Source organism: Chitinophaga sp. SYP-B3965 (assembly GCF_009647655.1).
Lineage (GTDB): Bacteria > Bacteroidota > Bacteroidia > Chitinophagales > Chitinophagaceae > Chitinophaga.
Window position 1 is genome coordinate 3,371,580 of sequence record NZ_WJFD01000001.1, and the last position, 25,497, is coordinate 3,397,076.

The 25,497-nt window shown below is 43.7% G+C and carries 18 protein-coding genes; 7 read left to right on the forward strand and 11 right to left on the reverse strand.

Annotated elements, in window-relative coordinates; all coding sequences use genetic code 11:
* Positions 1-4: 4 nt before the first annotated feature.
* The 4 genes from GFS24_RS13370 to GFS24_RS13385 form a co-directional block, all read right to left on the reverse strand.
* Entirely contained in the window at positions 5-3,298 is a 3,294-nt protein-coding gene (locus tag GFS24_RS13370; protein ID WP_153660055.1) for a SusC/RagA family TonB-linked outer membrane protein, read from the reverse strand.
* 163 nt (positions 3,299-3,461) lie between these two features.
* Positions 3,462-4,508, reverse strand: coding sequence for a FecR family protein (locus tag GFS24_RS13375; RefSeq protein WP_153660056.1), 1,047 nt, complete (start codon positions 4,506-4,508; stop codon positions 3,462-3,464).
* 255 nt (positions 4,509-4,763) lie between these two features.
* Positions 4,764-5,315 carry a sigma-70 family RNA polymerase sigma factor gene (locus tag GFS24_RS13380; protein WP_153660057.1) on the reverse strand — a complete coding sequence of 184 codons (552 nt, stop codon included), beginning with the start codon at positions 5,313-5,315 and terminating at the stop codon, positions 4,764-4,766.
* 1 nt (position 5,316) lies between these two features.
* Positions 5,317-8,283 carry a S41 family peptidase gene (locus GFS24_RS13385; protein WP_153660058.1) on the reverse strand — a complete coding sequence of 989 codons (2,967 nt, stop codon included), beginning with the start codon at positions 8,281-8,283 and terminating at the stop codon, positions 5,317-5,319.
* Between the two features lie 58 nt (positions 8,284-8,341).
* On the opposite strand from GFS24_RS13385, the gene GFS24_RS13390 reads away from it, so the two are divergent.
* The 3 genes from GFS24_RS13390 to GFS24_RS13400 all read left to right on the forward strand — a co-directional run bounded on the left by GFS24_RS13390 (position 8,342) and on the right by GFS24_RS13400 (position 10,773).
* The gene (locus GFS24_RS13390) at positions 8,342-8,842 is read left to right on the forward strand and encodes a hypothetical protein (protein WP_153660059.1); all 501 of its coding nucleotides are present in this window, start codon (positions 8,342-8,344) and stop codon (positions 8,840-8,842) included.
* A 101-nt stretch (positions 8,843-8,943) separates the two neighbouring features.
* Complete coding sequence (locus tag GFS24_RS13395) at positions 8,944-9,762, forward strand: hypothetical protein (RefSeq protein WP_153660060.1); 819 nt, start codon at positions 8,944-8,946, stop codon at positions 9,760-9,762.
* 396 nt (positions 9,763-10,158) lie between these two features.
* Positions 10,159-10,773 carry a zinc-ribbon domain-containing protein gene (locus tag GFS24_RS13400; RefSeq protein ID WP_153660061.1) on the forward strand — a complete coding sequence of 205 codons (615 nt, stop codon included), beginning with the start codon at positions 10,159-10,161 and terminating at the stop codon, positions 10,771-10,773.
* A 2-nt stretch (positions 10,774-10,775) separates the two neighbouring features.
* On the opposite strand, the gene GFS24_RS13405 is transcribed toward GFS24_RS13400, so the two are convergent.
* From GFS24_RS13405 to GFS24_RS13420, 4 genes are read right to left on the reverse strand one after another with little or no spacing between them, the layout of a single operon-like run.
* Positions 10,776-11,987, reverse strand: coding sequence for an ABC transporter permease (locus GFS24_RS13405; protein ID WP_253906443.1), 1,212 nt, complete (start codon positions 11,985-11,987; stop codon positions 10,776-10,778).
* A gap of 11 nt (positions 11,988-11,998) precedes the next feature.
* Positions 11,999-12,748: an ABC transporter ATP-binding protein gene (locus tag GFS24_RS13410; RefSeq protein ID WP_153660063.1), complete on the reverse strand. Its 750-nt coding sequence runs from the start codon at positions 12,746-12,748 to the stop codon at positions 11,999-12,001.
* Positions 12,745-13,962: an efflux RND transporter periplasmic adaptor subunit gene (locus tag GFS24_RS13415; RefSeq protein WP_153660064.1), complete on the reverse strand. Its 1,218-nt coding sequence runs from the start codon at positions 13,960-13,962 to the stop codon at positions 12,745-12,747. Before GFS24_RS13415 ends, GFS24_RS13410 begins: the two co-directional genes overlap by 4 nt.
* A gap of 4 nt (positions 13,963-13,966) precedes the next feature.
* Positions 13,967-15,295, reverse strand: coding sequence for a TolC family protein (locus GFS24_RS13420; protein ID WP_153660065.1), 1,329 nt, complete (start codon positions 15,293-15,295; stop codon positions 13,967-13,969).
* A 149-nt stretch (positions 15,296-15,444) separates the two neighbouring features.
* Between GFS24_RS13420 and GFS24_RS13425 the strand changes: the two genes are divergently transcribed.
* On the forward strand, positions 15,445-18,318 hold the full coding sequence (locus tag GFS24_RS13425) for a hypothetical protein (RefSeq protein ID WP_153660066.1): 2,874 nt from the start codon (positions 15,445-15,447) through the stop codon (positions 18,316-18,318).
* Complete coding sequence (locus tag GFS24_RS13430) at positions 18,315-19,520, forward strand: serine protease (RefSeq protein ID WP_153660067.1); 1,206 nt, start codon at positions 18,315-18,317, stop codon at positions 19,518-19,520. Before GFS24_RS13425 ends, GFS24_RS13430 begins: the two co-directional genes overlap by 4 nt.
* Here GFS24_RS13430 and GFS24_RS13435 read toward each other — a convergent pair.
* A complete protein-coding gene (locus GFS24_RS13435) occupies positions 19,456-19,965 on the reverse strand; it encodes an OmpA family protein (RefSeq protein WP_173003065.1) in 510 nt (169 codons plus the stop codon). The genes GFS24_RS13430 and GFS24_RS13435 overlap by 65 nt on opposite strands.
* Positions 19,966-20,139: 174 nt before the next feature.
* On the opposite strand from GFS24_RS13435, the gene GFS24_RS13440 reads away from it, so the two are divergent.
* On the forward strand, positions 20,140-21,855 hold the full coding sequence (locus GFS24_RS13440; RefSeq protein WP_153660069.1) for an ATP-binding protein: 1,716 nt from the start codon (positions 20,140-20,142) through the stop codon (positions 21,853-21,855).
* 248 nt (positions 21,856-22,103) lie between these two features.
* Here GFS24_RS13440 and GFS24_RS13445 read toward each other — a convergent pair whose 3' ends face one another.
* Together GFS24_RS13445 and GFS24_RS13450 are read right to left on the reverse strand one after the other, a co-directional pair.
* Complete coding sequence (locus tag GFS24_RS13445; protein ID WP_153660070.1) at positions 22,104-23,399, reverse strand: hypothetical protein; 1,296 nt, start codon at positions 23,397-23,399, stop codon at positions 22,104-22,106.
* 179 nt (positions 23,400-23,578) lie between these two features.
* Positions 23,579-24,742, reverse strand: coding sequence for a HEPN-associated N-terminal domain-containing protein (locus GFS24_RS13450; protein WP_173003066.1), 1,164 nt, complete (start codon positions 24,740-24,742; stop codon positions 23,579-23,581).
* Between the two features lie 187 nt (positions 24,743-24,929).
* On the opposite strand from GFS24_RS13450, the gene GFS24_RS13455 reads away from it, so the two are divergent.
* Positions 24,930-25,496 (forward strand): hypothetical protein, encoded by a 567-nt coding sequence (locus tag GFS24_RS13455; protein ID WP_153660072.1) that lies wholly within the window; start codon positions 24,930-24,932, stop codon positions 25,494-25,496.
* Position 25,497: the final 1 nt, after the last annotated feature.

The window sequence follows — 25,497 nt, forward strand, 5'->3', positions numbered from 1 at the left end:
AGGATTAAAAGTTAACATTTAAACCAACCACGTAAGTCCTCGGAGCAGGATAACTGAAACGGGCATACTCGTTGCCGTTCTCAGGATCGAAACCTCTCCATTTGGTCCAGGTGAAAAGGTTTTGCCCCTGTACATAGATCTGTACACCTTTTGCAAATTTCATATTGCCCAATGCACTCTTCGGGAGGTTATACCCGATGTTCGCATTCCTTAAGCGCAGGAAAGAAGCATCCTGTATATCCCTGGAAGTGTAATTACGGGCTGCACTGATACGTGGCAGGATAGCAATGTCACCTGGTTTCTTCCAGCGGTCATATAAGAACCGGGTAGACTGGTTACTTTGCGTGAAGCTGGGATTCTCATTAAAATAATCCTCATTATTATACCGCATCACCCTGGCATTAAAGCTCAGCAAGGCATTGGCATAAAAGTTCTTCCAGGTGAGGGAAGTATTGATACCGCCTGTTATTTCAGGAATGTAAGTACCAAATTCTGCCACACTCATCGTAGCCGCATTATAGTTTGTAGTGATCACGCCATCCGCTGTATAATATTGCGGATCTCCATTTGCCGGATTCACACCTGCCCATTTAGGAGCGTAATGTGCGCCGAAAGGAAGTCCTACACGGATAATACCGGTATAACCATTTTCAAACTCATCTGCACCACCCAGGTCTAACACTTTGTTTTTGTTATAGCCCATGTTCACACCCACCGTCCAGGTAAGGTCACTCTTGCGTACAACATCTCCCTGCAGATCAATTTCCACACCCCTGTTCCGCATCTTTCCGGAACTGATCGGTAATGTTTCATCCGGTACACCTGCTGTGAAAGACAAACGCTGATCGATGAACAGGTTACTCGTGATCCTGTTGTAATATTCCATAGTAAGGCGGATACGGTTGCTTTTAGTCAGCCCGAGATCAAACCCTACGTTCAGCTCTTTTGCATATTCCCAATCGTATTCAGCGTTACCAGGTTGACTGGGCACAATAGCCGCATTGCCACCATAAGAAGCCCTGGCGAAAGTAGCCAGGTAAGCAAAATCGCTACCAAACTGACTGGCCGTAGTACCATAACTGGCCCTGAAACGCAACGAGGAAAGGAAGCTCACATCTTCCAGGAATTGTTCTCTCTTTGCTTCCCAGGCTACACCCGCAGAATAGAAACCATGCCACCTGTTAGTAGCCGGCACCATAGAAGAACCATCCCTTCTGTAACTTCCGTTGAAAGTATATTTATTGTTGTAAGTATAACGCAGCAACCCGATGTAAGAAGCGGTTGCATTCTTTGATTTACCACCGGAAAGCAATGGAGTAAAAGTTCCCGGATCACCTACACCTGCTGGTGTTTGTACGATCCTTGGATCCAAACCGTAACCGGTAAAGCCAAAGGAGTTATAATTGTTTTGCAGGAATTCAAAATACCCGGATACTTCCAGTTCATGTTTCGAATTGAAAACCGTGTTATAGGTAAGACCGGAAGTAGAGATCAGCGAAGAATTTTTCACACCGCTTTCACCATAACTACCTAACCTGCCGTTGGAAACCCTGCGGCCTGCATAAGAATCCGGATTGATCCAGTCTTCATTTACCTGGTCGCGGAAGTCGATACCCAATCTTGTTTTTGCTACCAGTCCTTTTACGATCTCATAACTGAGGGATGTGCTCACGATCAGTTTCAACTGGTTCTGTTTCCTGGAGGTGTTCAGCATCCGCTCATAAGAATCACTGCCTTCACGGATATCCAGCACAGGATAAGCAGCACCATCTCCTGTAGTTACCAGTTTTCCATCAGGCGCAAAAGGGTATTCATACGGTAACGCATAATACACGGCAGATAAAGGATTATTCGCTGCCGAAGCACCCTCCTGCTGAATGAGATTACCTTTTGAATACCCTACGTTCACGTTCAGATTGGCAGTTAATTTACCTGCCGTAAAGTCCAGATTGTTTTTTAGTGTGTATCGTTTAAGATCTGAAACCCTTACCAATCCCTGCTGATCAAAATAATTGAGGGAAGTGTAAAAGCGAATATTTTCATTACCGCCGCTGGCGCTGATTTGTTGTTCCATGTATTTGCCGTTGCGCATGAACAGGTCTCTCCAGTCTGTATCCATTTGGAGAAGACTGTCTACGATATGATCTGCTTCTGCTTGTTCAGCAGGAGACATCAGCGCATAATCAGGGTTCAGTTTTGAATACGTCCAGAACGGACCAGATGGGTCGCCAGTTTCCACACCAATGCCTTCTTCAAATTCTTTCCGCTGTGGAGAATTCATCATATCGAAACGTGGCGAAGTAAGCGTAGACACACCATATTGTGATCTGTAATCCACCGAAACTTTACCAGCCTTCCCTTTCTTGGTAGTGATCACGATCACCCCGTTAGAACCTCTTGAACCATACAATGCTTTCGCAGATGCATCTTTCAACACCGTCACGGATTCAATATCTCCCGGATTAATAGATTGAAAAGAACCCGCTTCAATGGGCACACCATCCATTACATACAACACCGAAGTATTTCCTGCAATGGTACCTACACCACGCAACGTTACTTTTGCACTGGTACCCGGCTGGCCGGACACAGCATTCACCTGTAAACCCGGAACGCGGCCCTGTAAAGCTTGTTCAAAAGTAGCAGCGGGTACATCGTTTATCTTATCACCGCCAACAGTAGTAGCAGCAGAAACTGATTTACTCCTGTTATAACCGGTGTAACCTGTTACTACTACTTCGCCCAAACCAGTAACAGAAGGTTGCAGCACTACATTGATTTCCTCCCGGTCCCCTATCGTTACCTGCTGGGCAATGAATCCCAGCAAAGTGAAATCCAGTGTTTTAGCGCCATCCGGTACCGCCAGCACAAAACGGCCATTGGCATCTGTAACAGTTCCTGTAGCGTTACCTGTAACCCGGATGGTCACACCCGGTAAGGTTTCATTGGAAGTTCCTGTTACGCGGCCTTTCACCACTTTGTCTACCGGGGCGTTCTGGTCGTTGGCCATGATCACCACCAGGTGATCTTCCTTCACCACATAACCCAATCCCAGTCCGGCAAAAGCGCGGGAAAGTACCTGCGCCAGGTTGGCATTCTGTACAGAAATGCTCACCCGCTGGTTGTCCGGCAAAGTGCCCGTGTGGTAAACAAAACGGTAATCCGTCTGTTTTTCCACTTCGTTCAATAACTGCCGGATGCTGCTTTTACGCAGGTCCAGACTGATCTTGTCTTGTCCTGCGCCGTTTACGGCATAAACCTGCAGGCCTAAAAGAAGCAGTAGCGTAATTAGTTTCATAGCTAATATTAGCGCGCGTTTAGATGGAAACGGGCATATAAAACCCGGCTCCAACACATTTTTTCTCATAACTTTGTTATGGTTTAGTGAATGAATACCCTAATTCTTTTAACTAACCGCCGGGAAGTGCGCCAACACTTCCCACTTTTTTTTATTTACTGACTTATTTACTGATAACGATCTTGTTCTGCTCCATCTGAAAACTGAATGGATAAGATAACTGTAATGCTTCCAATGCTTTGACCACTGTTTCACTTTCAAAAGTGCCGGAATAGCTGTATTGCTTTACCGCTTCGTCAGTGATAACGATCTCTATGCCATACCATTTCTGTAAACGGATAGCGATCTGCTCCAGTGATTCATCCTGGATCTTCAGCCGGCTTCTTACCCAGGCAATTTCGGTTGCTTTATGGTCCTGAGGATCAACCGCCAGGGAACGTACCTTTAATGCAGCAGTGTCTTTTGCTTTATCAGCATAGACTACGAGTTTTTGATTTGGTGTAAGGATGGTTTTGTACTCTGGTTTTGTTTTAGAGGTAACGGATACCTTTCCCCTGAACAGGGCTGTTTCCGTATAGACATTTTCCGGATAGGCACTTACGTTGAATACGGTGCCTAATACTTCTATACTAGCGTCTTTTGTGTGTACGATGAAGGGATGCGCGGGATCTGGCGTTACGTCAAAAAAGGCCTCGCCGGAGAGGGTGAGGATCCTGTTGCTTTTACCAAATCCTTCTGAGAGAGAGACGGTACTGTTATTCCTCATGGTCAGTACAGAGCCATCCTGGAGTACCAGTGTTTTCCTGGGTTCATTGCCGGACTGGATGGTTGAGGCCAGTGCGGGTGGTGTTTCTTTTTTAGTGCCGGTGTATGTCCAGATGCCCGTAATACCGAGCAATACTGCAATAGTGGCGGCGATGGAGAGGTTGCGGAGTTTTCTGCTTTTAGGCTCTTGTGCTAATACTTCTTTTAATAGTGCGGAACGGCCCATGCCATCTCTGAGCTGGGCGGTTTGCTCCTGCAGGTTGCCCTGGTTGGCATTCAGGATAGTGAAGATCTTTTTTGCTTCTGCTATGTCGGCAGTCGCTTCCGGATGCTCTGCTATCCATTTTTCCCATTCCGTTATAGCGGATGGGTCTGTGCCCAGGCAATAGCGCTGAAAGGATTCATCACAGAGGAAATCCTCTGCGGTACGGTAATTTTGGTCCATCTACATACACCTTTATATACTACAGACAGCAGAAAGGTGAGTTTTACCCAAAGAAATGTTAATTATTTTTTAAGATGGGGTGTGATGGGGAGTTTCAGGGGCTACGAGCAAGGGGGGAGTATTTTTTTATAGTAATGGCGCATAGCGCCATTGAGGGAAGTACCTCATTCAAAAGCTTGCGTAGTTAACTTACCTAAAAAATCCCCTGCTTCTTACTTAAAAAAAATCCCCCCCTTACTCGTAGCCAAGAGGATCTCATTTCAACAGCTTCCGTAGCAAATGAATCGCATTATAGATCGTATTATACACCGTTTTCACACTCTGGGAAGTATGCTCTGCTATCTGCTGATAAGAATATCCCTCAAAGAACATCAATCCTATCAGTTCCTTCTGCCGGGGGGTTAACTGCTGCATAGCATGATAGAGCTTACGTTTCAGCTCTTCATCCTGCTGCACTCGTACAATGATCTCTTCATAAGGCAACTCTGTAGCCACCTCCTGTTGAGACATCCTTTCTATAGCCGTATCAATCTTTGCATGGTATTCCAGCTGATCTATCAGCATCCTGCGAAGCGCCGTGAATAGATAAGCCCGCACATGCGTCACTTCATTCAGCCGTTGCCGTTTTTCCCATAATTGCAGGAAAAGCTGTGTCACCGTATCTTTCACCAATTCATCATTGGCTGTTACCTTCAAGCCGAACCGCACCAGGTGGAAATAGGTATTGTTATAGAGATCAAAAAAGGATTGTTTATTCCCTTTCCTGATGCCTTCCCAATAAGCGCTATTGTTTTCTTCCCCTGTCACTTTATTTTATATCTTTTATTAATTCCCGGATAGCCGCTTCCAGCTGCTGATCCTGCCCCCGGGCTACTTTGTCGAATTCATTCATCACCGTAATATCCGGCTGGGTGCTTACATTTTCAAGATATTTTCCCTGCAGGTCTTTTACGCCTACAGTAGGTACACTGAAGTGCATGGTGTTATCTACTAAAGTTTGCCCTGTCATCCAGGTACAGCTTCCCGGGACTGGCATACCTACCAGTTTACCCATTTTCAATACCTGGTAATCATGCACGAAACATTGCCCGTCGCTGTAATTCGCTTCGCAAGCCAGTACGATGGAAGGTTTCGTCCATCTGAAAGAAGGCTCGCTATTCAGCAGGAAATGATCTGTGGTGTTATCCCTTACTCTTCTGCCGCTGAGGAACATGATCAGTTCTGAAGCGAGATCCCCGCCCCTGTTGAAACGCGTATCTACAATGATACCTTTTCTGCCGGGGTATTTTCCCAACACTTCTTCATACGTATGCCGGTAAGCGTTATCATTCATTCTGTACAGATGTACATATCCCAATGTACCATTACTCTGTTTATCTACATCTGCTTCATTACGTTGTGCCCATCGTTCAATGAGCAGATCTGTTTCCGCGGCTGGTGTAATGGGTTGGATCGTGATCTGTTGCTTATCTATCGTTAGTGCTATCTTCTTACCTGCCTTGCGGTTAAGATACGCCGCGAAATCCTTATCCGGCATAATCTTTTCCCCGTCTATCGCTTCGATCACTGCGCCGGCTTTCACCAAACCTTCCAGCGGACTCCCTTTCATGATCTCTTTTATTTCCACCCCAGGGCCTTTGTACTGCTGGTTATAGAACACACCCAAAGAAGCCGTTACATCCCCATCCCTTCTGTCATAAGTAGCACCTGTATGACTTACATTCAATTCCCCCAAAAGCTCATTGAGCATTTCGGCAAAATCATAATTGTTATTGATATGAGGAAGGAATTTCTCATAGTTTACTTTGAGTGCTTCCCAGTTAACACCATGCATACCGGCCGTGTAGAAAGTTTGCTTTGTTTTATTCCAGACGTATTCAAACATCACCTTTCGCTCTTCTTTTATATTTACAGGGAAGCTGCCTTTGAATTCGATGTTTTCTTTTTTCCCTGCAACCGGGTCTACCCGTAATATTTTCCCGTCCGCCAGCATATAGATGAATTGCTTTTCCTTATCCCATTCCATCGTGGTTTCCTCTATGTTCAGCGGCAGGAGTAATTTCGTTTCTTTTGTACGAAGATTGCAGCTCCACAGGTCGTAATTCTTTCCCAGTTTGCTGAGGTAATATAACATGTCCCCGTTGCGGTTTACCAATGCACTGGCCAGCAGGGAAGGATAATTGGTGAGCCTTTCTCTCTTTGTAGTAGTGTCTTTATCAAAATATAAAGCATATACATCCTGTTGCCGTGTACTGCTATTCGCATAACTATGCAGGCCATGCCGGTCTGTGAACCATACGATCATCTTCCCTTCCAGGGCCCAATGCGGGTTGGTGTCACTGTATCCGCTTTTTGTGAGGTTGATGAGTTTGCCTTCTCCCGATGTACTGATCATGCCTACTTCATCATTGCCTGCACCCTGTTCATTAAACTTTACCAGGAGCCACTTACCATCCGGGCTCCATTCAAAATACTGATCATGGTCCCTGCGGCTGGTTAGCTGATCAGGACCAAGGATGGTGCGGAAGGTATGATTTGCTATGTTGAATATTTTCAGTGTTGTTCTGTCCTCAATAAAAGCGATCTCTTTTCCATCCGGAGAATATACCGGCTGGTAATTATCGTGTTCATTTGCTATCGTTGTTGAAGAAGAAGTGATCCTCCATTTGCCTTCCACAAAACTGGCAAACAAGAGGTCCTTCCCATCCGGAGAAAAGCTGACACTCGTGCCCCCACTTACATATGACCTGAAACTCTTACCAGTAGTACTACCCGTGAAAATATGCCCCCTGGAAATAAAAGCCAGTTCCTTACCGAAAGGGGAAATAGCCAATTCTGAAATATCTGCGATCGGTACGTTTATTTCATCCCTGTTCTTTACAGGTGCAGCAATGCGAATGTTTATTTTAACTGGTTTCTTATCCTTTTGCTGCTGATAGATATCCCCATTGTAACTGAAGCAGAGCGTGCCATTCTGCGAAATACTCAAAGAACGCAGAGGATGTTCTTTAAAGAAAGTCACCTGCTGCACATTGTTTTTCAGATCAGTTGTAAATACATTAAAGCTTCCGCTTTGCTCACTGAGATAATAGATATTTCCTTCCCCGGCCCATACAGGACTTCTGTCTTCCCCTGCAAAAGAAGTGATCTTTTTATGCGAACCCGTTTGGGTATCATACAGCCAGATGTCCCGCGCAATGGAAGATACCTGGTGTTTGCGCCAGATATTTTCACGGCCTTTTCTATCGTGATAGATGATATAACGGCCAGTGGAACTTACCTTCGCATCTTCCGCAGGAGTAGTAAGAATTTGTGTAACAGGCCCTCCCTGCATTGGCACTTCATACAATTCCTGCAAAGCATCTGAAGGAAACTGCCGGTTCTCCGGATCATCTAATCTCACCGCGCCGAAGATCACTTTATCATTCACCAGGTCATAAGGATATTCATCTGCAGAATGCCAGGTGAGCCTTTTGGCTTTACCGCCGGTAGCCGGAATAATGAAGAGATCAAAGTTGCCGAAGCTATTCCCCGCAAATACAATCGACTTACCATCCTTGCTCCATACCGGCATGCATTCATAAGTAGTATCTGAAGTGAGCTGGATAGCGGAACCTCCTGCTGTGGGGACTTTATACAGATCACCCCGCCAGGAAAAAACGATGGTTTTTCCGTCTGGTGAAATGGCAGGATAACGCAGCCATGATGGAACATCAGCGGCTGATACAATGTGGCATAACAGGATAAGACATAGTATCGGGAGGACGCGTTTCATCCGAGAAATGTACAAAAGATTTATTACCTACCGCATTTATTATTAATTTGAACGATATATGAATAGTAAAAAGCCGCACGATGGGCGTAACCTGGGAATCGTTTTCACTGTATTATCATTATTATCGATCCTTACTTATATAGGACCTGCCCTTTTTATTGTTCCGGCATTTGCTTTTAAAAATCTTGCACAACTACTAACAGGTAATGGCTTCTTTCATGTTAATCACGACAAACTGGCAACTGTTCTGTTAACTGCAACGCTTTTGATCGTAATTATTCTTTTTCTGAGGATGATTAAAAAAATGGTCATTAGAACAGGTCGGTTTGCAAGCGAATGGATCAGTCTTTTTTTTGTTATTCTTTGTTTCTTGGTACATCCCTGTGGTTACTTTATTTACTCATGGGCTACATTTACTTTCGGGCCAAAGGAAGACTTCGGACACTCTTACCTGTTAATAGAAAGTTTCCCCTACACCAGTTTTGTTTTTATACCCATCGGGTTATTATTTGACGCAGTCATCCACAAGTACACTGATCTCTTCTACCAATATAAATAACACACCAATAATATATGTTGAATATTTAATTATTAATAATTAAATACATTTATTCTATGGTTGTTTCCGTAAATTGAGGATCACCAAAATGATCTGTTTTTATGGCAAGGCAAATGGGTCCCTTTTATTTCACCGGGACTTACAACGGAATGGTCGGTTATAAAGTGGGAAATGATTATTTCTTCCGCGCCATACCCGACGAGATAACACAAACAGCCGCCACAAAGCTGGCCGCCGAAGATTTCGGCGTAGCAAGCACCTGCGGTAAACTGATCCGGCAAGCGCTGCATCAGTCAATGGACCTGAAGCAGGAACACCGCCTCACTAACCGCCTGAATAAAGTACTGGCGAAGGTGATCCGCAAAGATACAGCCCACCTGGCTGGCAGCCGATTGGTATTGCCTGAGCATTTATCGTTGCTGAAGGGCTTCGCTTTTAACAAAGAAACAAAACTGGATACTGTGCTGCTGGGCATAGAAGCAGAGATAGAGCAAACTGCATTCATCACCGTGAATATCCCCATCGTTTCCAAGATCAAACGCACCAAACGCACCACGCATGTAGAAATAAAAGCGATAGCGATCAGTGCAGATTTTGCAGGAGGCACATTCAAACAAACAACTTCCGAAGCCATTCTGATTGATGTTCACCAACCCTGGAAGCCATTGGAACTCACAATGCCCCGCCCGGGTAAAGAAACCGCACTGGTGATCTTACAGGTACGTGCGTTGGAAGAAGTGAACGGAGCAAAGAGTGTATTTGAAGACAAGAACTATTGTGCTGCAGACATCATTGCCGTACTGCCACCGATGCCAGTAATAGAAATGAGATCAAACAGCAAACCATCCCTGAAGAAGATACCCGCATTGCTTCCCACCAAACATCACTACGGGAAGACCACTATCCCTCAACTGGAATGATCCATAGTTTTAGTGGTGACAAGAAAATAAGAAAAGCCCGGCTTTCTCAGCGCAAGCTGCATCCGCCCGAAAGAGAAAAACCCCGAATCATTATAAGAACCCTCCCCAATTCCCCCAAATCACACAAAATCTACTGATACTCCGATTCCACATCGCTTCCACAACGGCTCCAAAGCCCCTCCACATCCTCTCCAACAACCATCTAAGGTTCATATAGCCATCGTGGCCTGTTTGCCTATAGTTGACCCATTGCAGTAGTTACCAAGGTCTTCTAAAAGGGGAAATAACTACCCCTTCCCTGAAAAGAAATAACTTCTCCCCCAGAAGAAAAAAAATACCGCCCTCTGTTGCGCGGCAAGCTCCCTTTTTATATCTTCAAAAAAAATCCCTTATCCTATGTTCATCATTTACGGAAAACGCAACGCCACCATCCAAAAATACGCCTATAACCAGGAAAGCTGCAAGAACTGCAAAGCTTTCGATATGCAGGTTGAAGTCTTTAAAAAATACTTCCACGTTTTTTATATCCCCTTCTTCCCTTACGGACGAAAAACAGCCACCATCACCTGCAAGAGCTGCGGCAACCTGGCTCAGGACGAATCATTACAGGAACATGCTGAAAAAACAGCCAAACCTCCTTTCTATTATTACGCAGGATTAATGATCATTGCCGCTCTGGCACTGCTCATTGTTTACGCCGTCATTGCAGGAAACAAAGCAAAAGCACAGTACGTAGCAGCACCCGCAGCAGGCGATGTTTTCACCATCAAAAAAGAAAACACTTATTATTTTATAAGGCTCACAGAAGTAAAAGGAGATTCCGTTTTTGGCTATCACAGTAACCTGGAGTACAATCGCTATGTATCAAAATTCGCTAAAGGCGATTTCTTTGTAAAAGACGATATTATATCCATCGCGAAAAAAGATCTGAAAGAAATGCTGGACAAGGATGAGATTAGGTCCGCAGAACGCTATTATTCAGATTACAAAGGCTTTGACCGGATCAAATAAATTTATTCATACCGCAAAGCCTCAATAGGATCCAGACGGGAAGCTGCCTGTGCCGGGTAATATCCAAAGAACACTCCGGTAAACGCACACACCATAAAGGACAACACAATAGAGGATTCAGATACCAGCGTTGGCCATCCCAATGTAAGCGTGATCACTTTCGCAGAAGTGATCCCCAGTATCACCCCAATGATCCCACCGGTGATACTGATAATGATCGCTTCCACCAGGAACTGCAAAAGGATATCAATCCCCCTGGCCCCGATGGACATCCGCAACCCTATCTCTTTCGTACGCTCTGTAACGGAAACGTACATGATATTCATGATCCCGATCCCTCCAATCACCAGGGAAATACCCGCAATAGCAGTAAGCAATATCGTCAGCAAACTACTCGTAGAACCGAGTGTTTTGATCAGCTCTTCCATCGTTCTCACCTGGAAATTATTCTCATCTGTTGGCCGCAGCCGATGTGTTTCCCGAAGGATGGAGATGATCTCTTCCGTAGCCTGCGCAGAAGCCCCTTCATTGATAGCAGAAGCATAAATGCTCTGAAAATAATTAGTGGCGAGAATTCTTTTTTGCACCGTGGTGTATGGCGTGAGGATGATATCGTCCTGGTCCTGCCCGAAGGAACTTTGCCCCTTTGCCGCCAGCGTACCTATCACCTGCAGGGGAATAGAATTTAACCGGATCACTTTGCCGACAGGGCTTTCCCCGCTGGGAAATAAATTATTGATCACTGTTTGTCCCAGCACACATACTTTAGCCGAAGTAGCAACATCCGCTTCAGAAAAACTCACCCCATCCTGCACCACTAATTTACGGATATCAAAATACGCAGGCCCTACTCCCTGTAAACTCGTAGGCCAGTTAAGCGCCCCAAAAATAGCCTGTCCTTTTGTAGAAGACACCGGCGATACTTCACTTACATACTCCGCATTGTTCTCTATCGCCCTTACATCTTCAATGGTGAGGCTCTGAAAACTGGCGCCTTCTATCCTCACACCACCGCTTACATTACTGCTGGGCAGGATGGTGATCATATTAGAACCCATACTGCTCAACTGCGACTGGATACTTTGCTTGGACCCTTCGCCAATAGCCACCATGGCAATCACAGCCGCCACGCCGATGATGATACCCAGCATCGTAAGGAAAGCACGCAGTTTATTACGCTGCAATGCTTTAAATGCTATCCGTATGAGGTTCATTGCATTCATGCTTAATAGTCGTCTGCCGCAGGCAAAGCAGCCAATGCTTCTTTTGCCGAACGGATGTTTTCATTGATACTGTCTTTCACCACTTTCCCATCCCGCAACATCACCGTTCTGCTGCTGAATGCAGCAATATCCGGTTCGTGCGTAACAAACACGATCGTTTTACCTTCCTGCTGATTTAATTCCTGCATCAGCATCATGATCTCATAAGAAGTACGTGTATCCAGGTTACCCGTAGCTTCATCCGCTAAGATCATCACCGGCTGATTTACCAATGCTCTGGCAATAGCCACCCGTTGTTGCTGTCCACCGGAAAGCTGATTGGGCATATGATCCAGCCGGTCTCCCAGTTTCACGGATTGCAATGCTTTTACTGCACGTTCCTTTCTTTCATGTGTGCTCAGCGAAGGATTATAAAATAGCGGCAGTTCCACATTCTCCAATGCAGAAGTACGTGGTAGCAGGTTATAAGATTGAAATACAAATCCTATCTTATGATTACGCAACCTGGCCAGCTCATTGCGGGACAGCTCTTTTACGTTCACATTATCCAGCAAATAATTACCAGAGGTAGGTTTATCCAAACACCCCAGTAAATTGAGCAGGGTTGTTTTCCCGGAACCACTGCTGCCCATGATGGTCACAAATTCACCGGCATGCACATCAAAGGAAACACCTTTCAGCGCACGTACTACTTCCGTGCCCATCACGAACTCCCGCCGGATCTCCTGTAGTTCAAGTATTTTGTTGTTCATCGTCTGCGCCCTCCCATTCTTGGCATAAAAGGACTGCTGGCACCACCTGCCACCGCAGGACCGCTGCTCCCATTCATAGACATCACCACCACATCTTTTGGCGACAAGCCGGACAGTACTTCTATATGTGTATTATCATTTAAACCCGTGCGGATGTGTTTCTGCACAAGCGTGTCCCCACGCAGCAACCAAACGTAATTGGAAGAACCCATCCGTTGCCGGGGTTTGTCTGTATTTGTATCTGCTTTCGGTTTTCTCTGCACCGCACTTACAATTACATAATCTTCCAATGACGCAGAATCCGGCCGGAACTTCAATGCTTTTACCGGTAACAATAAGGCTGTATCTTTTTCTGCGGTGAAGATGGTCACGTTGGCCGTCATCCCCGGTTTCAGTTTCATGGATGCATTCGCGGCATTGATGATCGTATTATAGGTAACCACGTTGGAGGATACATAGGGAGATAACCTGATCTCCTGTACCTGCCCGTCAAACACATCATCGAGATAAGCATCTACCGTGAAAGTTACCCGTTGCGAATCTGCCACGTTACCGATATCTGCTTCATCAACACTCGTTTCCACCTGCATATGCGAAATATCTTTTGCGATCACAAATAAGGTAGGCGTATTAAAACTGGCTGCCACCGTTTGCCCTAAGCTCACATTCCTGTTCAGTACCACACCATCTATCGGAGAATAGATCTCCGTGAAAGAGAAGTTCTTTAAGGCCGTTTGTAATTGCGCATTCACGCTGGCTACATTTGCCTTTGCCTGGTTGATCTGGTTAAAGGCATTATCATAATCCGCTTTGCTGATAGCGCCTGTTTTATAGAGCAGGTCCTGTCGAGAGAAATTATTCTGCTGGTATTGCAGGTTACTTTGCACCACCTGCAGATTAGCCCTGAACTGATCTACCTGTGCCTGGAATAAAGATTTATCCAGCTCGGCGAGTAATTGCCCTTTCTTCACCTGTGTATTAAAATCCACATAAAGGCTCTTGATAGTACCTGATACCTGTGTACCCACTGCTACAGTATCCACAGGCCGGAGTGTACCCGTAGCCGTAACTGTAGTGGCAATGTGTCCATACTCCGGTGCTGCCGTTTCAAAACTCACCGGCACTTCCTTCTTCCTGATAAAAAAATACCAGATAGCTATCGCCGCCACAAGGATCAGCACAGTTGTAATAATGCCTTTTTTATATTTTTTCATCTGATCATAGTTTTACGGGTACGCCCCTGTAAAAGTCATATATCCGGATAGTTAATGCTGCAGTATATTTAGCTTGTATATATGCCTGAAAGGCCTGTATGTATAAGTTTTTCTGCTGCAGGAATTCCACCATATTGGCCACTCCCACTTTCTGTTGTTCTGCGGCAATACGATAACTCTCCTGTGCATATTTCAGTTGCACCACCGCCGCATCATATTGCGCCTGTGCATTCTGCACATTGATGTATTCCTGCTCCACTGCCTGCGATAAATTGGTTTTGGTATCCTGCAATACCAGTTTGGACTGATCCACTTCTATCTTTGATTTCTCCACATTGGTTTTATTCACCCGCCGTGTAAAAATGGGAACGGATAATGTAAGCCCTATCTGCTGGTAAAAGTTATTATCCAGTTGTTTGAGATAAGCAAAATCCGGGTCTCTTGCATAAGAGCTGCCGATAGATCCGCCGGCACTTAATGTAGGGAGGTAAGCCGCTTTTGCTTTTGCCAGGTTCAGCCCTGCTATTTCAATGCCCAGTTCACTGCTTTTAATTTCCGGCCGGCTGGTAAGCGCCACATCCTGCGCTTCCCGCAAAGGATAAGGGGTTTCCGTTGTGGTGATCGTATCCGGCTCACTGACTTCCATACTGTACGTGTAAGGCAATTGCAGCAATTGTTTTAGCACCAGTTTATTCTGCCGGTGTTGATTTTCTGCGGCCACCAATGTGTATTGATCATTGGCCAGCTGAGATTGCAACTGGGCCAGGTCCTTCAATGCAATGCTGCCTGCATCATAACGCTGCTGCCCTTGCTGCACCTGTGCTTCAGAAGTAGCCACCACATCCTTTACATAAACGATGTTCTCTTTAGCCAGTAAAATATTCAGGAAAGCCTGTGTGATCTGTAAGGTGATATTATTTACCTGCTGGGCAATGTCCAGGTCCGCCACCTGTACCGCGAGGTTCTTCTGTTTGATGTCATAGTTGAGCATGCCACCCTGGAAGATCACCAGGTTTGAATTGAGGGAATAATTACCGGAGCTGCCTACTATGTAAGGCGTGCTGTTGGCAGACCTCACCACCTTGCCCCCACTGAGGTTCTGAGAAGCGGAGCCATTCAGGTCCGGTAACCTGGCCGCCTGGGATTGCAGTACATCCTGCCCGCTGCTCAAACGGCTTAACCGTAGGCTATTCAGCTGGATGTTGTGCTGAATGGCATAATCCAGGCAATCCTGCAAACCCCATTTGGCGGGGAGGCTGTCCTGCGCCAGCACCCTGCCACTTAATAGAAAAACAAGCACTATTGCTACTCCCGACCTTAATAAGAACACCATTGTATATCCATTAATGTTATCAATGACTACATGTTGGCACCATGGTTTAAATAGATAATGTTATTTAACAAATATTATGCAATTATGTTTGGCTATTGGAAAACCCATTATAATTGATATTTTTACGCGCATACTTACCCCCTGTACATATGAAACGTTCCCTTTACCTGGTTACCCTAGTACTCCTTTCGATCCCTTCTTTCCTGTACGCGCAGAAAGATGCCCCGGTGGCAGGGCATGCTGCCACCCTTACCGATCTCTTAAAAAAGGATTATAGCGCTACGGACCCTGAACAACGGGAAACAGACATCAGCCGTGACAGGACGCAGGTGATTGCTATTTTTAAGTCTTATCTCACGGACCCGCAGCAGGCAAGCCTGAAATCCAAACTTTTTAATACCAGTGCAAACGAACTGAAAGCCTGCCTGGACAGTGTTAACATGAAAAAAAAGGAACTGGATATTTACATGGCCGAGCATGAAAAGGACTTAAATACCTTGAACAAAGCTGTATCCGTTACCCAGGAACTGGAAGGAATCAAAAGGAGATATAATGCCAGGAAAACTGAAGTAGATCTGTTAGAACTGGATGCCATCTCAAACCAGTACAGCGATAACGCGTTCCTGGTGAAAGCTATCAAACAGTTTGCAGATAAATACACTTCCTTAAACACTAATGAGATTGACCTGTTTGCTACCTCCAATACCGTTTCCTCCGTTCAAAAAAGCATTCCCTTTATAGGAGGCGCCCTGACATTTGAAACAGTGATAGATGGCCTTGGCCGGTTTCTTGCCAAAAGGATAAAAGAGGAACTGACCACTTACGTACTGGACCGGATAAAGATCTGGCTTCAAAACCCGGATGAAAATGACCCGCTGACAGAATTTAAAGTATTGCTTCCCAAAACCACCAGCTTCCTGATAGGTTTTAATGCAGACCAGATCACCAATTTTCCAAATGAGATCAAACAATACATCGAAGATGATCTGAATCACCTGCTGGACAATGCTGCAAACCTCCGTAATACACCCAGGATAGGTAAACTCCTTTCCCGGTATCCAGACCTTGATTTTGCATTTGAAGCATTAGAACTGATACCGGATATCTCCAAAATAAAGAACCCGGTTGATTACTTTACTTTCCTCGAAACCAGCCGGAATATCAGCAGATGGAAAAAAGAGAAGGAGAGTAAGATCAGATACAATATTGCAAATGGCGTTTATCTCACGGCCCTCCTTTCAAGAAGCCTGGTGGTGATAGACAATGGTGAAAAAAGATTCGCAAGTACAGAATTCCTCACCACCTATGCGCAGGAAAGTATCTTCTTCATTTTATACAGCGGATTCCTTCACCAGCAGAACCTCAAATATTATGACATCGCCTTTATCAATAATGATAAAGATCCTGTTCTATTAAAAAGTTTGTTTAAGCAAAAGGTGCTGGATTATGTTGATGACATGGAGGCCAACCGGATATTCTTCACAGATCTGATCACACAGTCCGCAAAGAATGCAGAAAAAGTATTTACGCTCGCCGCAGATATCCGCAAAGCAAACAAGGCAGGCATCAAACCAGGAGCAGACACTGTTTACGCTTTTATCAAAAGCATTATTTCCTTCTCCGAAGAAACTACCGGTGCAGCAGATAAACTGATCAATTACCTGGATGATACAGACAAGGCAACCGAAAGGATAGAGATATCACAACTCACCAAACCTTACTTTACCATTGCCAATACTACCAATGATGTCATTTACGATATACAACGTAAAAAATATACCACAGCATTGATAAAAGCACTGGAGATCAGTGCCCCTTTGCTTCAAAACAACCAGCTTACATTGGTAAGCAATTTTGTTAAAAGTGTGGACAATAGCCGTTTCAACCTCAGTGTATATGATTGGGCCTTAGTTGCTCCGGCAATAATAAAAGGACATGTGAACACAACAATGAAAGAAGCCATCCCCCGTTTCAATATTGAACTTGACAAGGTCAAAAATTACTACACCAGGAATTATAAAGACCCTCAAATATTCAATGGCCCGATAGACGTATTTAAAACACTATGCCTGGAAGCATATACCTCAGGGAGTATGACTGCCGCAAACCTACAAAAAACACAAGAACTCCTAAACACCCCAGATTTTATTAAGGTGGTCGTTTCCTATTATTCGCAAAACTTATTACAGGAAAAGCTTGATTCGATAAAAAGTGAACTAGTTAGTATCCGCATAAAAAGGGCCAGCGATACCACAGAACCGCTCTTTACTGTTAAGGAAGCAACGCAGATCACTGAAAGTATTAAGGCATATTCTTTAGCCATTTGCACAAACTATTTTATACTGGGCCTCAAAGAAGAAGGAAAAGAACTACAGGAAAAACGAAGGGCCCTGACGGATGCCCTTCGTGTATACGCGCTGAAATTACCTGAGAAATTAGATCTGCAATTGAATCCCAGGCTGATCTCACTCATTCATTTTGTAAATGATATGGCGGTTGCTCAGGATGCAGAAGGAGTAGAAAAAGCTATAGAAGCATTCGCATTACCAGCTGGCAGTTATGCCATCAAACGTAAAGCCGCAAAAAACTTCTCTCTTAACAGTTATCCCGGGATCATGGCAGCTTATGAAATAACCCCTTCTGAGAATAAGTCTGCTATGAGTGTTGGTTTTACAGCTCCGATCGGCATAAGCATGTCGTGGGGTATCGGATGCGGATATTCACTGGGAGGGTTCCTGTCTGTAATTGATATTGGTGCTGTTACAAGATTAAGGTTGAATAGTTCTGATAGCACCCGCGCGTTACCGGAATTTAATTTTAAAAATATCCTGGCACCCGGCCTGCATGTTAGCTTAGGCTTTCCAAAAACACCTTTCTCCATTAATCTCGGGATCCAATATGGACCGGAACTCAGGGTACTGCAAAGTGATAATAGCTACAAATCATTTGATTCCTATCGTATAGGAATTGGGGCTGTGCTGGATATACCTTTACTCAACCTGCATACAAAACTCAGGAAATGAAATTAATTGGGTTACTGGTATGTTTGCTGATCATGCAAACAAGCACGGCACAGTTCCGTATAAAGATCAGACCGCCAAGGCTGCCTCTGAGAGACTCTGCCAGCATTAAATCTTATGAGAAGAAAGTAGTGTTTGACAAAGTAACGCGTACCGCTCCGGAGTATGATGCCAATACATTCATGATCATCAAAGCACAAGCTACCCAGCAGGAACAAAAAAACTCCCTGGAGCTTGATCAGTCAATACTGGCACAGAAAGCACTCCAAAAAGATGAGGAAAGGGAAGGAAAAGGCCTTGTTGAAGATGACATGGAGCAATATCTCCAGGACCAGGCAAAGTATCCTGCCAGGAAAAGGTACGTCGGCCCCTCTCAATTTGACAGCCGGATCGAACTCCGGGACCTCAACCCACTGATAAATAATGAAAACCAGATAATTTCTAACGCACGTTCCGTAGGGCTGATCATCCTGAAAGAAAACCTGCAAGCTGTAACCGATAGTTTTTACCGCATTAATACAAGTCTAACGTTAGGCAGTAAATATGGGTTATGCATCGGACAGGCATTTGCAACCCAACCCGTTGCCGGAGAAGGTACCGCTTTCCTCATCAAGGGCGACGGCCCGCAAATAATGACAGCCAATCACGTTTTCACCGAACCCGTAGATCATTATGCCATTGTTTTCGGATATGAAGTATTGAATAAAACAGGTGGCGCCTACGAAACATTCATCCCCATTACAGATATCTATTACCTCACGCAAATACTCTATAAAGACGAACAACTCGATGTGGCAGTAGCAGCATTGAATAAACCAACAGACAGACCACCCTTAACGTTTTCCACCAGCGCCCCGGCAAAAGAACAGGATGTATATATGATCGGCTATCCCTGCGGCCTGCCTGCAAAAGTAGCCATGAATGCCGGTGTGAAAGAGAACAATCACCCGCAATATTTTTATACTTCCCTGGATGCATTCCAGGGTAATTCAGGCTCTCCCGTGTTCAACATGAATACCCATGAGATCATTGGCATCCTTGTATCCGGAGAAGTTGATTTTGTATGGAATGGCAGCTGCAACACGGTTACCAGTTGCCGCATCCCTTATTGCAAAGGCGAAAAGGCCATCAGGATAAAAACTATTTCAGATTATATAACATCACAAACTCCACCCGGCGGTTCCTTGCTTTCCCGGCGTCCGTAGCATTATCCGCAACAGGCACATGATCTCCAAGCCCCCAGGTGAACATACGATCCAGATCTACCTTGTAATTATTCAGTAACTGCCGCGCATTCACCGCACGCATTTCAGACAAGTTCCTGTTATAAGCAGTCTCACCTGTATTATCCGTATGCCCGGTGATCAGGATCTTCGTTTTATCATATTTATTAAGCACCGCTGCAAAACGTTCAAACGTTGGTTTAATGTCATCTTTCAATTGATCAGAAGCAGTGGCAAACAATACATGATCCGGGAAGATCACTTTCACACTATCGTTGAGGATCGTTACATCCGCTTCATTTAAAGCACTTTTCAGTTCATTGTATTGCTGCTTCATGTATCGCTGTTCAGCGGTTAGTTTTTTAGAGGCAGCGCAAGAGGTTAAAACAATAAGGGCAGCAATAATTGGGAATAACATTTTCTTCATGAGCATAATTTTGCCCCGAAGGTATCTAAAATATGGATTATCAGTGCTTTATGGGGATTTAGTTTAATATTTGGGATTTGGTTGATATGTATTGAATAAGGAAACATTAAATCATAAATAAATTAGCCCTCCCCGCATGTTTTTTTACTCTTATCAATTAGAACATTCACAATCATGACCATAGCTGAATTAAAACTATTAAAAGAATCTGAAGATAATGTTGAGTTTAAAGAAGCCAGAAACGGATTTTCTTTTGATGGCAGTGATCATAAAGATCAGATCAAACGGCGGAAGTGCCTGCTTGGATATATTGTTGCTTTGGCCAATGAAGGAGGCGGTATGCTGATATTAGGAATGAGTGATCGTATTCCTCATACAGTTGTTGGAACTGAATTCCTCAAGGGTAGAATTAAAAAAGCGGAAGACAATGTCTATATCAGCTTAAAGATAAGAGTACAGATCCTGGAATTATTTGAAAATGATTTGAGAGTTGTATGCGTTAAAATCCCTGGCAGGCCTTTAGGCAGATACCTCGATTTTGAAGGTGTTCCGTTAATGCGCACAGGTGACAGCCTTCGCAACATGGATCAGACAATGATCTGGCACATACTATCTGAACAAGAACCAGACTTCTCTGCAAAAATTTGTGAAGGCGTAAGGCCTATAGACCTTGACATAGCTGCTATAGTAAAAATGCGCCAGGCATACAGCAGGAAGAATGGAAACCCCAATATCATGCATCTTCCTCTTCCCCAATTACTTTCGGACCTTAGACTGGCTAATCCGGGAGGAAAGCTGACCCATGCAGCACTGATCCTTTTAGGACAGGAAGATATTATCTCTAGAGAATTACCACAAGCCAGTATCATCTGGGAGTTCCGATATACGATATCCCAAACGCCTTATAATTTCAGAGAGGTGATAAGACAGCCTTTGTTTATTGCTATTGATCGGATTTGGGAACTTATCAATGATAAAAATTCACCTATTCCTATGCGGGATCAGGCATATATTTTTCCAACCCACGTATTCAATGAAGAAGTGATCCGGGAAGCTATTCTAAACGCTATAGCACATCGTGATTATACCATGCAAAGTGAAGTAGTGATCAGGCAATATCCTTATAAAATAGAGATCCACAATCCGGGAGGATTCCCCAAAGGTGTTAGTCTTGAAAATCTCGTCACTGTTTCCAGCACTCCACGAAGCCGCCTGATGACAGAAGTATTGGAAAAAACGGGACTTGTGGAACGATCTGGTCAGGGAGTAGATAAAATATATTCTTTGACCCTACAGGAAGGAAAAGCGGAACCAGACTATACGCATTCTAATATGTATCAGGTAAGTCTGATACTGGATGGGAAAATGGAAGACCCTGCCTTTTCTACATTTATCAGGAAAGTACAAAATGTGAGAACCCCGGAAGAAAAACTGGGCGTGCAGGAAATTATTGGGCTACATAGACTAAAACAAGGGCAATATGCTAATATCAATTCAGGTGTGATCAGGAAACTGGAAGAAGAAAATCTCATTTTCAGGACTACTAATTCTTCCCGCTACGAATTACCAATAAACTATTATGAATTAACCAGTGAAGAAAACCGGATTGGCACACGTTACTTTGTTAAAGAAGTAAAACAGGTATTAGCTATTCTTCAGAATAGAAAATTAAAGATGGGAGAATTGGAAACAGAACTAGTTGCCTTCTTAAACCGGAATCAGATTAAATACTTAATCACCAAACTAGTGGAAGATGGGATTGTTACCTCAGAGGGAACCGGACGAGGAACAAAATACCTTCTGGTACAATCTCCCGGCACATCAACTGATATTACTTCACCAAAACATGTGTTGGAAATCCTGCACAAAAAATACGTCGATGTTCAATGATAAAAACAAAGGTTAATTCTCCATAAAATCCACCCTTTTACCAAAAGAGCAATAGCTGCCACCACGCACATAAACAAAAAAACTGTGTAAATCATTGATTTTAAGCAACAAATGCATTCTCTTGCCTTTAAAATCAAATCCTGCAACTATCATCTAATTCTCCACAAAACACCCCTATTCTCCATAATCAAATAAATAAACCCGTTGGAAACTTACACTTCCAACGGGTTTCAATCTCTTTGTTTCCGCTACTGAAAAATAACTATACCATACCGCGCTACAACTACTCCCCCCACAATGTGATAATACTTATGGTTATTACCAACAATCTCGTTTGGTGAATCATAATATCCATCTGGCACTAAAATAGTATATGCCAGATCCGAGTAATACTTCAGATCAGTCGGATTAAGATAGATGTCTGTATAGAGTTGAGGTACGAATAAACTCAGTTCACTCAGCTCTGTTTTGTAATAGATCCCTTCGAAGGCCACAGTTGCTGGTATATACATACCGTCTTCCCCTGGTTCTTCTGCAAGTACTGCCGGATCTTCAAGAAAAGTAAATACTGCTGGCTGTGATACAGATCTGGGATCTGGTACACAACCGCTAAAACAGAACCATCTGGGTTTACAATTTGAACATATTTTATCATGTACATAACATATCGGATGCCAGTAATAGCAGCACCCGCTATAGTTGCCGCAACATCCATGACTGCTGCCTGAGGGCCACCAACCTCCTGCACATCCTCCTGATCCGCTCGTCCAATTCTCAGGATGTGTAGCCACATAGTAATCTATTTCGGTTAATAAGTCCTTTAAGCTAAAACTGTTGGCCAGCATGCTATTTAGAACATCCTGAAAAACATATAAACCCCGATCGTCCTGCTCTGCCGCGCCTGCATCTTCGTCCACTATATCTAAAAATGCCTGCTTATTAACAATGATATCTTCATTGAAAACAAAGGGCGCTAACCCAATCTCGTAGCCCTCATAAACATCCTGTGCATAACTGGGTTGATCAAGAAGTAAGGGAGGTTCGGCTGACGGATCAGTCGTACTAAGTTTACCAGTCCTGGCAAGGTTAGAGACGCTCATCTTGTTCTTTAGTATACGTCTGGCAAAGGCCAGGCTCATATACATCCCCTGTATGTTGGGGCTTTTTAATTGTTCCGGTGTTAAAGTACTGGTGTGCTCTGCAATTACTGCTCTCAGCGAAAGGCAAATTTCCCTGGCTTGTCCCACTGTGATGTTGCTGTACTTACTATCTAAAGATCGCTCCTGAAGGGTTTGATAGATGGTCTTCAGGTATCGTTTCCCTTTCAGATCGATGTCAAGATCTTCTTTGATGATCTCCGCTGTTTTTGAGATCTCCAGTTCAAAATGCAGCACACTATCCTTAAATGAGGATCTGTAGTCTACCACATACTCGTTAACTGTTTTATTTACCTGGGTTTCGGCCGTACGATCTGAAATGTTTTTTCTGCAGGCAACGATCATGAATAGTGCGCAAAGAATTAAAAGGACAGATTTCTTTTTCATAGCTAAATTGGGTTTAGGGTTTTGGGTTAGTAGTCTAATATACCGATTAATTATAAGATTTACTAATATTTGAAATGAGTACCCCTAAAAACACAAAAACAGCATTTTTGAAGCAACAAGAATCTTAATAATTACCCGTATCCACAGGCCTTATTATATCTGAACCTTATTGAAATTTCCTACAGAGAAGTAGGTTTGGATATTTTTCCTACTTTGATCGTCTCAAGACTAGCCGGGTCAAAATCCAACTCTTTTAACGACTGCTCGTGATCCATGAACAACACACAAGCATTCTTGCCCCGACATCTAGATGAAGGGTATACAATACCATTGATAGGCAATGTATTGGTTTCAGCAAAGGTAAAACGGAAAAATTCGGTTACAATTTGTGTTGGTACATATTCAATATGCTCTTTCCCATCATGAACAATACTACCCGATAGATCAGTTACGAAACTCTTTAAGAAAGAAATTGGGAAATAATCCGGGAATTTTTCCTCGTCAAATATGCTAGGCAATTGAGGTAGTCGCGAAAAATCCAGCACCCTTATCGTACACTTGGGCAAAAATCTACCTGAGGTAATCCTTTTTTTCTTGGTATTGTTGTAATCTATTGTTTCTTCTATCGCCGTATCCCGATCAAAACCGGCATAAAACATTGAAATTCCCGCTGGACTCATTCTATTAGGATAAATCGCATATTGACGAGGTGGGGAAGCAAGGTCCTTGGGAGGCTTAATTACTTCTGCTATGGCATGCTGCCGACATCTATATAGCGCTACGCTTGACGAAATGGTAGTATACAATCCATACTTTCGGGCGATCATCCCAATATCATTAAGGATTTCAAAAGAATTCTGCCTTGTCTCCTCATTGTGGAATTTCGATGTTTGAGAAAACAAGTATCGAGAGTGATGCTTTACTACCTCCTTAAAATATTTCCAGCCGTACGTGAGGATCTCCGCTTTATCATTCCCATATTCTTTAGCCCAGGCCCGGTCAGCTATGCAGTAACAAATATCCTTTTGCAGTTCATAATTATCAATATTTAAGTCGATAAGTTCAATTAGGTCATTATCGTCAAAGGTTTCCCCCAAGTACCCGCCCTCGCTGGAATCATATGGCATAAATTCACCCGCATCCGTAAAAAGCCTATTAATTCCTGCCATAATGAAAACCATTAACTCATTAACTTCCACCACTATGTTGTCTTCCTCACAGTAATCGCATCTACCATTCTCTCCTGTCTTATTAATAAATGATTGGATGGCATAATCATCAATATGGCAAGCACATACAGTTTTATCTACTGAGCCGCCAATTCCACTTAATTCACGGTCCATGTACCAGGATTTTACTAATCCCATAGTTTAGATATTTTACAATTAAAGAAGGATAATAGCATAAAAATAAATATAAAAAATGGGGGAGGGAGCTTTGAGTAAAATTACATGCCAAGTCGTCCTGCCACCTATATTTACTTTCTTTCTTTTTCAGGGAAAATCGTATCTTTTATCAATATCAACAAACATGTCTAACGATAAAACAGCCCCCCTATCACAAGATCTTGAGCAGGCCATCAAAATCATAAAGCGAATTAACGCCAACCTGCAAATGAATGAAAAATCGTTGCAATACCTGGAAAACAAAATGCTACAGGAATATAACCGTCCCATCTGGGATGAATTAGAATTGAATAATCTGCGGATCACCATGTATTGCGTAGTCAGTAACATGATGGTCTGTTATAGTTCCTTCAACGATGAACTGTCTAAAGGATTTGCGAAGGCGGCAATCCTTTTTAACAAAGAACAATATATCGACATCAAGAAGTACGGTCAGCCCCTGCTTGATAATATTAATAATACTTTCCCCAACCTAACAGGCATCAGGAACACTCTGATAGCACATGGTTACAGGCTAAAAAGCGGTATTGCCCAGACTGACATAGAGATTGATAGGTTAATGAACCAGCTTGCCAACAGAGATTCTCTTCATTCGTATTATTCCCTCAGTAACCACGCGAACCTGATGGTACGGAAGATCGAGAAAGTCTTTGGTGAAGTAGATGCAGAACTAGTACTTGAAACGACATAAC